Genomic DNA, 11,733 nt, shown 5'->3' with positions numbered 1-11,733 from the left:
GCTATTTTTTTAGAATATATGCTTTCTTAATATAATCTACTTTAGGATATTTTTCTCTCAAAAATTTGTTCCCAAATTTTGCAACAGAATCTTGTTTATAGCCCAACTTATCTCCATAACCACCATAAAATTTTAAAACATTTTCTTGGCCATCAATCACTTTAGCAATTACAGGAAAACCGGTAACTCCAGAATATGCCAATTTATCTAACCTATAGTTATTTTTTAAATTGATAAATATCTGATTCGATCTTGTTTCTACTCCACCTCTAGCAAAAGCGATGGTCATAGAATCATTTTTTTGCAAGACAGGTTCATCCTTTATGCCTCTTTCACCCCATGCATTATTAATTAAAGTATCATTATGAATACCAAATTGAGCTACAAATTTTGGCACTACTCTAAAAATGGAAACATCTTCATAATAATTATTAGTAATTAGTTGATATAATCGATCTACACCAGCTGGAGACCATTCTCTAACAGCTTCAATATCAAAATTACCTTGGGTAGTTTCAAAACGAGCTTTAAAAGTTGCAGGTGCTTCTTTCTCTAACCATTTTTCTTTAAATTTTTTAGATGCACATGAAGCAAACAGCAGTACACTAAGTATAAATAAGACCTTTTTCATAATTAAGTTTTATAGTTTTTACTACAAATTTAGTGAAATAATAAAGAACCTTTAACTCTACATTTGTAGAATTCATTTTTTTATTCTATGTTTGTAGAGCAAAAAACAATTTACAATGCAACTATCTAAGACAGAAGAGCAATTAATGCAATATTTATGGAAACGTAAAAAGGCGTTCTTAAAAGAACTATTAGAAGATTTTCCTGAACCTAAACCAGCTACAACTACTGTAGCTACTCTTTTAAAAAGAATTTCAGATAAAGGATTTATTAGCTACAAATTATTTGGTAAGTCTAGACAGTATTACCCAATTATAAAAAAGACCGATTATTTTTCAAATCATGTAAATGGATTGATTAAAAACTTCTTTAATGATTCTGCTAGTCAGTTTGCTTCTTTCTTTACGAAAGAAACCAATTTATCTACAGATGAGTTAGAGGAATTAAAAAAAGTAATTGATAATCAAATTAAAAAGCAACAGCAATGATAATTTATCTTCTAAAATCGGCAACTTGCTTAGCTTTATTATTAGGTTTTTATCACCTAATTTTAGAGAAAGAGAAGATGCATAATTTTAACCGATTTTTTCTGTTAGGTAGTATTTTATTTTCTTTTTTAGCTCCTCTATACACAATTTATACAGAGGCTAAGCCAATTCTTGAAGACGAGTCGCCTATACTTTTAGATTCCATTCAAAACACTATAGATTTTGCACCAATAGAAATTGTTGCAGAAGAACCAATAAACTATACCAACTACATTTTAATTTGCTATTTATTTATTTCATTAACTCTGCTGATTCGTTTTGCAAGAAATTTATTTAAAATAATTTCAAAAATACATACCCATAAAAAAATAAAATATGGCAATGCAGTTTTGGTTTTGGTGAATGATGAAATTCTACCACACACATTCTGGAACTACATTTTCATCAACAAAAAACAGTATGAACATAATGAAATTGAAGACGAATTGTTTACACATGAGTTAACACATGCAACTCAAAAACACACTGCAGATGTGCTTGTTCTAGAGCTTTTTCAAATTGCATTTTGGATTAACCCATTATTCATTTTCCTAAAAAAAGCAATTCAAATAAATCATGAGTTCTTAGCAGACGAAAGTGTAATTACACAGCATAAAAATACATTTCAATACCAGCATTTATTATTGAATAAAGCCGCTTGGAAAAACGAATATTACTTGGCCAGTAATTTAAATTACTTAGTAACTAAAAAAAGATTAAAAATGATGACAACCACAAGTTCCCCAACAAAAATCTTACTAAAAAAATTAGTTATTGCACCACTTTTAGTAGCTTTTACTTTTCTTTTTGCTCAAAGAGTAGAAGCTCAAGAAGTGATAGAAATAGAAGAAGAACCTATAGAAACGATTGTAGAACAAGTACCATTTAAGAAAGATGATTTCTTTAAAAGTGAGCTATATAAAAAATACTTCTATAAGGATTTAACCATTCAAAGAAAAGATGAGAATGGTAACACTATTTCTAAAAAATATAGCGAATTAAATGATGAGGAAAAAGCGAGATTGATGCCTCCTCCACCTTTAAAATTTAAAAAAATAGTTCCTACAAAATCACAATTTGAAGCACTTAAAGACAGCAAAAAGTTTGCAGTTTGGATTGATGGAAAAGTAGTTAAAAATGAAGTTTTAAATAAATATAAAAGTATTGATTTTGCAAGATATTCTAACAGTCATGTTTATAAAAATGCAAGAAGCAAACGTTTTCCACAGGAAAATCAAGCTCACCTTGAAACTATAGCTTATTTTAATTTTCAAAATAAAAAGCGAATTGAAAATTTCATGAATTATTTGAAAGAAGAATATAATATTATTGAAATAGAAGACATTAAAGAGAAACCTAAAAAGAAGAAATATAATGTACCCAGCAGTAATGGATCTAAACAAAGCTTACTTAATAATTTAAAACTAATTAATAAAGTTCAAAAAGACCCAAAATTTAATAAAGGTTGGTTTATTACAATTGATAATCAAAAATATTACTACACGTTTGATAAAAACGAAAGAATTGCCAGATATTATAAAAACGGAAAATTTGTAAACCTTGATATTGTAAAAGAATATAAAAAGAAACAGCAAATTTTTAAAAAATTACAAGCTTCTGGTAAACATTATGTTTTTAAAAAAGGCAAAGAAAAAGAAACCATTGACAGAGAATTTTCCGATTTAGGTGGTATGTATTTTAGAATGTCTAGAGCTGATAAAAACAAAGTCTCTAGACCGATAAATCCAATAAGACCATACATCAGATTAATGAAGAACGATGTTGTATTTTACAAATTAAGAAAAGATTTAACTGCAGAAGACAAATTATTATTACAACCTCCACCACCTCCACATAATGCCTCTGATGAAGAAAAGCTAAGAGCTAAAATGGAACGTGAAGCTTGGAAAAAAAGAACGGGTAATACGTTAAATCAAATACCTCCTGCTCCTAAAAAAGCAAAGAAAAAACATAAGCAAAAAGTTGACCAAAATAATGTTGCTAAATCTTTAAAGGTAAAAGATACTATTCCAAAAAAGAAAAAGGAAACAAAAATTACACTAAAAAATATAGATACTTTAGAGGAAAAATCATTCATCCTAGCTCTGCAAAATTTAACAGAGGAGGAAAAGAAAAAAAACAGAGAAAAAGTTACTTACTATTTAAATGGTAAGGTCATCAACCAAAAAGATATTAATAAGATAAAACCTAACACCATAAAAAGTACTAGTGTAAATAGAGAAAAAGATGGTTCTAAATCGGTTAAAATTGTTACAAAGACAATTTAACTACTAAATCAAAACAATATTTATGTAAAAAAGCCTCGAAAAATCGAGGCTTTTTTATGTAACAAATTCAATTTTAAAACGTTGTATTTATACTAAAATACAATATTGTGCTTAAAAAATTCTTTCTTACCTGTTCTGGAGTTGATAAAAATTTGATTGACGAATGTTCTAATGGAGAACAAAATAAATATGCAGGTATTGGTGCTACCGTTTTTTTTACTGCAATAATGGCAACCATTGCTGGCTCTTATGCTTTGTATACTGTTTTTGACAACATGTATACTTCAATTTTCTTTGGCTTAATTTGGGGTCTTCTCATTTTTAATCTAGATAGATTTATAGTATCTACCATCAAAAAATCGGATTCTAAATGGAAAGAATTGGCACAAGCAGCTCCTAGAATTGTGTTGGCGCTTATTATCGCTGTTGTAATTTCTAAACCTCTAGAATTAAAATTATTTGAAAAAGAAATCAATCAAGTTTTGCTTACAGAGAAAAACCAAATGACTTTAGATAACAAAACTCAAATTGCCCAACAATTCACACCAGAAATTAATGCCATTAATACTGAAATAACAGCGTTAAAAACGGAAATTAGTACCAAAGAAAACGAAACCAACGCTTTATACAACACTTATATTTCTGAAGCAGAAGGTACATCAGGAACCAAAAAATTAGGTAAAGGGCCTGTTTACGAAGAAAAACGAGCAAAGCATGATGCTTCATTATTGGCTCTAAATCAGCTTAAAAAAAACAATCAAGAAAAAATTAAATTAAAAGAAAGTAAAATTGCTGCATTGCTAGAAAATCAAAAATTAGCTGAAGCTAATTCACAACCAATTATTTCTAATTTTGATGGATTAATGGCTAGAATTAATGCGCTAGGTGAACTTCCATTTTTTACATCATTCTTTATTTTTCTACTTTTTTTGGCCATAGAAACTTCGCCAATTATTGCAAAATTGCTAGCTCCAAAAGGTGAATATGATTTTAAACTAGAAGAAAAATTATCTGCGGTTAAAACATGGGCTACTCAACAAATGCAACAAAGAGAACAAATGTTGAATGCAGACATCTCTATAGACAATAAAGTGTATAAAGATATTACAGAAGATAATGAGTTGTATGACTATAAACAAAAAATGGCAAGAGAACTCATGAAACTTCAGGCAGATTCGTTTTATAAAAAACAGCAAAAAATGTTGTAAAACAAAAAGCTATAAAACAAAAAAAGCGTCCCACTTAAGGGAAGCTTTCCATTGGTTAACAAAACCAAGACACTTTTACGAAAGTGCCAAAACAACACAACTTTATCACTCTAACAAAAAGTGATGAGCAAATATAGTTAGATTTTAGAAATCATAAAATAAATATCCTTTTTTTTACTATTTTCTGAATGCTGTATTAATTGATAGATTGTATCTTTGCACCCATTATTAAACACTAGAAATTTACAAAGCAAATGCAATTATCAGAACAAGAAGTTGTACGTAGAGAAAAGCTCGCAAAATTAAGAGAAATGGGTATAAATCCTTACCCAGCAGATTTATTTCCAATAGATTCTAATTCTAAAGAAATAAAAAGTGATTTTGCAGAAGACAAAAAAGTTGTTATTGCTGGTAGATTAATGTCTAGAAGAATACAAGGTAAAGCGTCTTTTGCAGAGCTTCAAGATGGAGAAGGTAGAATACAAGTATATTTTAATCGTGATGAAATCTGTACAGGTGAAGACAAAACCCTATACAATGATGTTTATAAAAAATTACTAGATATTGGCGATTTTATTGGTATAGAAGGTACTTTGTTTACCACAAAAGTGGGTGAAAAAACAGTTATGGTTAAAGATTTCAAATTGTTATCTAAAGCCTTAAAACCATTGCCATTACCAAAAGTTGATGCAGAAGGTAATACTTATGACGCATTTAACGATCCTGAAATGCGTTACAGACAACGTTATGCAGATTTAGTGGTGAATCCGAATGTAAAAGAGGTATTTATTAAAAGAACTAAATTGTTTAATGCAATGCGTTCTTTCTTTAATGACGCTGGTTATTTTGAAGTAGAAACACCTGTTTTACAACCAATTCCTGGTGGTGCAGCTGCAAGACCTTTCATTACCCATCACAATTCGCTAGACATTCCATTATACATGAGAATTGCGAATGAATTATACCTAAAACGTTTAATTGTAGGTGGATTTGATGGTGTTTATGAGTTTTCTAAAAACTTCAGAAATGAAGGAATGGACAGAACTCACAATCCTGAATTTACAGCCATGGAAATCTATGTTTCTTACAAAGATTACAATTGGATGATGGATTTCTGTGAGCAATTATTAGAGCATTGTGCAATTGCAGTTAATGGAACATCAAAAGCAACTTTTGGTGAGCATAATATAGATTTTAAAGCACCTTATGCTAGAGTAACTATGGCAGACTCTATCAAACATTTTACTGGTTTTGATATTACTGGTAAAACAGAAGATGAAATTAGAGAGGCTGCTAAAGGCATGAATATTGAGGTTGATGAAACCATGGGTAAAGGAAAATTAATTGATGAAATTTTTGGTGAAAAATGTGAAGGAAACTACATTCAGCCAACCTTCATTACAGATTATCCAAAAGAAATGTCTCCACTTTGTAAAGAACACAGAGATAACCCAGAGTTAACAGAACGTTTTGAGTTAATGGTTTGTGGTAAAGAAATAGCGAATGCATATTCTGAGTTGAATGACCCTATTGACCAACGTGAGCGTTTTGAGCATCAATTAAAATTGGCTGCTAAAGGAGATGATGAAGCAACAGAGTTTATAGATCATGACTTCTTACGAGCATTAGAATATGGTATGCCACCAACTTCTGGAATGGGAATTGGAATGGACAGATTAATTATGTTTTTAACCAACAACCAATCTATACAAGAAGTGTTATTTTTTCCTCAGATGAGACCAGAAAAGAAAGCACCTTCTGTAGAATTGAATGATGAAGAAAAAGCTGTTTTAGCCATAATTACGAAAGCTGAAAAAATTGAGCTAGTTACTTTAAAAACCCAGTCTGGTTTATCTAATAAAAAATGGGATAAAACCATTAAAGGCTTAACTAAAAAAGAAGTTGCAAAAGTTTCAAAAACAGATGAAGGTCTGTTTGTTGAGGCTTTATAATTGCATAAAATTATATATTAAAAGAAAAGGAACTGTTTTTAAACAGTTCCTTTTTTTATGCCCTAGATATAATTGCTTATTCAAAATAATTCCGATAATTTTGAGAAAAACTAAATTGTAAATGAAGAACTGCCAAAATATTATTGAGCGAATTTATTCAGATTTAAAGGATATACAAGATGATGGTAAAGTAGCAAATTACATCCCTGAACTTGGCAATATTTCTCCAAATTATTTTGGTGCACACATTACAACAACAAATAAAGAAGGCTTTGGTATTGGAGATTTTAGTAAGAAATTTTCCATTCAAAGTATTTCTAAAATATTGTCTTTAACCTTAGCCTATCATTTAGAAGGTGAAGATCTTTGGAAAAGAGTTGATGTAGAACCATCAGGTAATGCCTTTAATTCTCTACAGCAATTAGATGATGATTGTGGAATACCTAGAAATCCATTTATTAATGCAGGAGCCATTGTTATTTGCGATGTTTTGGTTAGCCATTTAGAAAACCCCAAAGAAGATTTTTTAAAATTCTGTAGAGAAATAGCTAACAATCAAACTTTAGAGTACTGCAAAAAAGTAGCAGCTTCAGAAAGAGAAACTGGATATCGAAATTTTGCTTTATGCAACTTTATAAAATCATTTGGCAATATCAAAAATAATGTAGAAGCAGTTTTAGATTTCTATTTTCACATCTGTTCTCTAGAAATGAGTTGCAAAGAACTTTCAGAAATTTTTCTTTATCTAACAGAAGATGTAAAAATTAAATATAAAGACAAAGAAATCTTAACCAAAAACGAAGCAAAAAGAATAAATGCAATTATGCTTACTTGTGGTTTTTACGATGAAGCAGGTGAATTTGCTTTTAGAGTTGGTTTGCCAGGTAAAAGTGGCGTTGGTGGTGGTATAATAGCTGTACAACCTAATGAGTATTGTATTGCAGTTTGGAGTCCGAAACTTAATAAAAAAGGCAATTCTTATAAAGGAATGCTATTTCTAGAAGAATTTACAACAGCTACAAAATCATCCATATTTTAAATTGATAGAAAAAAACAACCTGTTAGATTTTATTTCCAGAAAATTAATTTTGCTCAGAATTGTTTATATCATTCTAAAAACAAACAACTTAAAGCGCATCAACATTATTTTATAAAATAATTTTAACTTATTTTTACTTTATGGATTGTAAAAATTGTGGGGAAACTTTAAAAGACAATGCAAATTTCTGCAACACTTGTGGAGGCTTAGTTGTAAAACAGAGAATACATTTTAAAAGATTGCTTGTAGAATTTTTCATCAATCTATTTGGTGTTGATAGTCGCTTCTTTTTAACCTTAAGAAAAATGGCTGTAAAGCCGGAAGAAGTGGTTTTAGAGTATTTAGATGGAGTAAGAAAACGTTATGTAAATCCGTTTGCATTTCTAGCAATTGGCGCTGGTTTATCCTTAATTATCTTTAATTATTTTGCTGATGATTTTATTGCCATACAAAATGCTGTAAATCAAGATCAAATTAGTCTAATTCAGAAACAGGCAAATCAAAAAATACCTTCAAAAGAAAATGCCACAGAAAAACAAATCGAAAAAATTAAGTTAGAAAAGAAAATAGCAAAAATGCAGCTAGATTCTATGCAGAAAATATCAGAATTTATGCTTCGTTATTTTAACTTACTTACTTTTGTGTTTTTACTGATTTATTCTGTGCTTAGTAAATGGACGTTTTGGAAACCTCATTATTTTGGTGAACATGTTATAATGAACGGATATATCTATGGATTTACAACCTTCTTTACTATCATTGCTTTCTTTTTTGCAATAACTATTCATCCATCAATTTATATGGGTAGTTTTATTTTTTCTATAATATACTATATGTATGCCATAGGTAGAATCTATAAATTATCTCCTGGAAAAAATATTCTTAAATTCTTTAGATTTTTATTAGGGCTAGTAATTCTATTTGTTTTCTTCAGTATCGTAATATTTCTAATAGGTATTGCTATTGCTGCTTTGGGTTTAATTGACCTTTAAAAATCTAATAATTACCCTTTAAACTTCATACCTAAATGCACTACTTTTTTTGTTTCAAAAAAAGGTTCATCAAAGTAATTTGGTAAATCATAGATTGTGGCAGAAGTATATTTTTGTAGCTCCTCAGTTAAATCTCCCCCTTTCAAATAGAGAATTCCGTTTTTTAAATCGTGATTTTGCTTTTTAGCAATTTTACCTTTGGTCCATCTTACAAAAGTTTCCATTTGCGCTACTGCCCTACTTACAATAAAATCATAAGTATCTTTTACTTCTTCTACTCTACCATGAGTTGTGGTAACATTTTCTAAACCTAAACCTTCTGCAACTTCATTTACTACTTTAATTTTTTTACCAATAGAATCTACCAAATGAAATTGAGTTTCTGGAAACAAAATAGCTAATGGTATACCAGGAAAACCACCACCAGTTCCAACATCCATAACTTTAGCTCCAGGTTTAAATGGCATTACTTTTGCAATACCCAAAGAGTGTAAAACGTGGCGCAAATACAATTCATCTATATCTTTTCTAGAAACCACATTTATTTTTAAATTCCAATCTTTATACAAATCTTGTAATTTAGAAAATTGTTCTTTTTGAGTTTCTGTTAAATCTGTAAAGTATTTTAGCAGTATGTCCATTTAAAAAATATTAGGGCACAAAAATAGTTATTTGGTCTTAACAATTATCAATAATAATGAACGTTTAACATAGTAATTGCATTAAAATCCATATTTTTACAATTTATTAGTAATACATGAACAACATCACATTTTCTAGGGTAAATAAAGCTAAGTTTTTTAGAACCTTAAACAAAAGAGTAAACACATATTTTAAAGAAAACAATATAAATAGAACTGGTAATTGGAAGTTATATTCTAAAGCCATTATTATGTTTTCTTTATTTTTAATTCCATTTATTTTAGTACTAACAGTTTCAATGCCTCAATGGGCCATGGTTTTACTTATGGTTTTAACGGGTGTTGGTATGGCTGGTGTTGGTATGAATGTTATGCACGATGCCAACCACGAATCTTTTTCTAAACGCAAGTGGGTGAATAAATTAATGGGTAGTAGTATTTATATTTTAGCTGGTAATGTTTATAATTGGAAGGTGCAACATAATGTTTTACACCATACATTTACCAATGTTAAAGATCATGATGAAGATATAGATGCTGGGAGAATTATCCGTTTTTCTTTGCACTCTAAATGGTTAAAAATACATAAAGTACAGAAATATTATTCGATCTTTTTATATGGTTTACTAACCATAAACTGGGCTATTACAACAGATGTAAAACAGATGCACAGGTATTTGAAAAGAAAATTATCTTATGGTAAGTTTCCTAACCCAAAAACAGAATGGACAAAATTGGTAATTTCTAAACTTGCTTATTATGCACTTTGGATTTTATTGCCAATGTTAGTTTTAAATGTTGCTTGGTGGAAAGTTCTTTTAGGATTTTTTGTAATGCACTATACTGCAGGTATGATTTTAAGCTTGGTTTTTCAATTGGCACACATTGTACCAAACACAGAAATGCCTATGCCAGATAAAAATGGAAATTTAGAACATACTTGGGCAGTCCATCAATTATACACCACAAGTAACTTTGCACCAAGCAATTGGCTTGTAAATTTTTATACTGGTGGTTTAAATCATCAAGTTGAACATCATATTTTTCCACACATTTCTCATGTGCATTATGGTAAATTAGCTAAAATTGTAAAAGAAACTGCTGCAGAGTTTAACTTGCCTTATAATGAGTATGCAACTACTAGAAAAGCACTTATTGAGCACTTTAGGCACTTAGGCGTTTTAGGACAAAAACCAGAATTAGTAGCATAACAAATTTTTTAAAAATGTCACATCCATTATCAGACAGAATTAACAGTTTACCTGTTTCTGCAACTTTAGCAATGGCAGCTAAAGCCAGAGAATTAAAAAGCCAAGGAAAAGATATTATTGGTTTAAGTTTAGGAGAGCCAGACTTTAATACACCCGATTTTATTAAAGATGCTGCAATAGAAGCAATAAACCAGAACTATAATTCTTATTCTCCTGTAGATGGCTATTTAGAGCTTAAAGAAGCTATCTGCGTAAAATTTAAGAGAGATAATGGTTTAGACTATAAACCTAACCAAATTGTAGTTTCTACAGGTGCAAAACAATCTATTGCAAATGTAGCTCAAGTATTATTAAATAAAGGTGATGAAGTTTTATTACCTGCACCTTATTGGGTTAGTTATTCTGCAATTGCCACTTTGAGTGAAGCTACATTTGTAGAAATACCTTCATCTATTGACACAGATTTTAAAATTACTCCAGCTCAGTTAGAGGCAGCAATTACGCCAAAAACTAAAATGATATTCTTTAACTCTCCAAATAACCCAAGTGGTACTATTTATAGTGAGGCAGAATATAGAGCTTTAGCTGCAGTTTTAGAAAAACATCCTCAGATATTTATTCTATCTGATGAAATATATGAACATGTAAATTACGATACAAAACCTTTTAGTTTTGCAGCTATAGAAAGCATGTTCGACAGAACAATAACCGTAAATGGTTTAGCAAAAGCATTTGCGATGACTGGTTGGAGAGTAGGTTACATTGGCGCTCCTGAATGGATTGCCAAAGCTTGTACAAAAATGCAAGGCCAAGTAACTTCAGGTACCAACTGTATTGCACAAAGAGCTGCAATTACTGCTGTATTGGCTCCTGTCGAAAAAATACAATACATGGTAGATGAGTTTAAAACTCGTAGAGATATTGTAATTAATTTACTTAGAGAAATTGATGGTTTTAAAGTAAATGTTCCTGAAGGTGCATTTTATGTTTTTCCAGATATTTCTGCATTTTTCGGAAAAACGATTAACGGTACTAAAATTGAAAATGCCAACGATTTTTCTTTATACATTTTAGAACATGCAAATGTAGCCACTGTAACTGGTGATGCTTTTGGAGCACCAAATTGTATTAGAATATCTTATGCAGCATCAGAATTACAAATTCGTGAAGCTATAAAAAGAATTAAAACAGCTTTAAGCTAAATAATTCTTTACATACACTATTTTAAAAATCTCATTGCGTAAT

The 11,733-nt window shown here is 29.9% G+C and carries 10 protein-coding genes; 8 read left to right on the top strand and 2 right to left on the bottom strand.

Annotated elements, in window-relative coordinates; all coding sequences use genetic code 11:
• Position 1: 1 nt before the first annotated feature.
• A complete protein-coding gene (locus V7R38_RS06770; RefSeq protein ID WP_015481033.1) occupies positions 2-631 on the bottom strand; it encodes a peptidylprolyl isomerase in 630 nt (209 codons plus the stop codon).
• Between the two features lie 115 nt (positions 632-746).
• Here V7R38_RS06770 and V7R38_RS06765 point away from each other — a divergent pair, with 115 nt between their 5' ends.
• The 6 genes from V7R38_RS06765 to V7R38_RS06740 all read left to right on the top strand — a co-directional run bounded on the left by V7R38_RS06765 (position 747) and on the right by V7R38_RS06740 (position 8,636).
• Positions 747-1,118, top strand: a complete 372-nt coding sequence (locus V7R38_RS06765; protein WP_015481034.1) for a BlaI/MecI/CopY family transcriptional regulator — start codon at positions 747-749, stop codon at positions 1,116-1,118.
• On the top strand, positions 1,115-3,445 hold the full coding sequence (locus V7R38_RS06760) for a M56 family metallopeptidase (protein ID WP_334056913.1): 2,331 nt from the start codon (positions 1,115-1,117) through the stop codon (positions 3,443-3,445). The genes V7R38_RS06765 and V7R38_RS06760 overlap by 4 nt, the downstream gene beginning before the upstream one ends.
• Before the next feature lie 107 nt (positions 3,446-3,552).
• Complete coding sequence (locus V7R38_RS06755; RefSeq protein WP_334056911.1) at positions 3,553-4,653, top strand: DUF4407 domain-containing protein; 1,101 nt, start codon at positions 3,553-3,555, stop codon at positions 4,651-4,653.
• A gap of 254 nt (positions 4,654-4,907) precedes the next feature.
• Positions 4,908-6,605 carry a lysine--tRNA ligase gene (lysS, locus tag V7R38_RS06750; protein ID WP_334056909.1) on the top strand — a complete coding sequence of 566 codons (1,698 nt, stop codon included), beginning with the start codon at positions 4,908-4,910 and terminating at the stop codon, positions 6,603-6,605.
• Between the two features lie 121 nt (positions 6,606-6,726).
• Positions 6,727-7,644 (top strand): glutaminase, encoded by a 918-nt coding sequence (locus V7R38_RS06745; RefSeq protein ID WP_334056907.1) that lies wholly within the window; start codon positions 6,727-6,729, stop codon positions 7,642-7,644.
• Positions 7,645-7,784: 140 nt separating this feature from the next.
• Complete coding sequence (locus V7R38_RS06740) at positions 7,785-8,636, top strand: DUF3667 domain-containing protein (protein ID WP_334056905.1); 852 nt, start codon at positions 7,785-7,787, stop codon at positions 8,634-8,636.
• Positions 8,637-8,647: 11 nt separating this feature from the next.
• Here the strand turns inward: V7R38_RS06740 and rsmG are convergent, their stop codons facing one another.
• Entirely contained in the window at positions 8,648-9,277 is a 630-nt protein-coding gene (gene rsmG, locus V7R38_RS06735) for a 16S rRNA (guanine(527)-N(7))-methyltransferase RsmG (RefSeq protein ID WP_334056904.1), read from the bottom strand.
• 116 nt (positions 9,278-9,393) lie between these two features.
• Between rsmG and V7R38_RS06730 the strand changes: the two genes are divergently transcribed.
• Both V7R38_RS06730 and V7R38_RS06725 read left to right on the top strand, forming a co-directional pair.
• Positions 9,394-10,488 (top strand): fatty acid desaturase family protein, encoded by a 1,095-nt coding sequence (locus V7R38_RS06730; protein WP_015481041.1) that lies wholly within the window; start codon positions 9,394-9,396, stop codon positions 10,486-10,488.
• A gap of 14 nt (positions 10,489-10,502) precedes the next feature.
• Positions 10,503-11,690, top strand: coding sequence for a pyridoxal phosphate-dependent aminotransferase (locus tag V7R38_RS06725; protein WP_015481042.1), 1,188 nt, complete (start codon positions 10,503-10,505; stop codon positions 11,688-11,690).
• Positions 11,691-11,733 lie beyond the last annotated feature (43 nt).

The sequence above is a fragment of the Polaribacter sp. P097 genome, assembly GCF_036864555.1.
Classification (GTDB): Bacteria; Bacteroidota; Bacteroidia; order Flavobacteriales; family Flavobacteriaceae; genus Polaribacter.
Note: the sequence above shows the minus strand (reverse complement) of the source record. Positions and strands in the feature narration are given on the sequence as shown.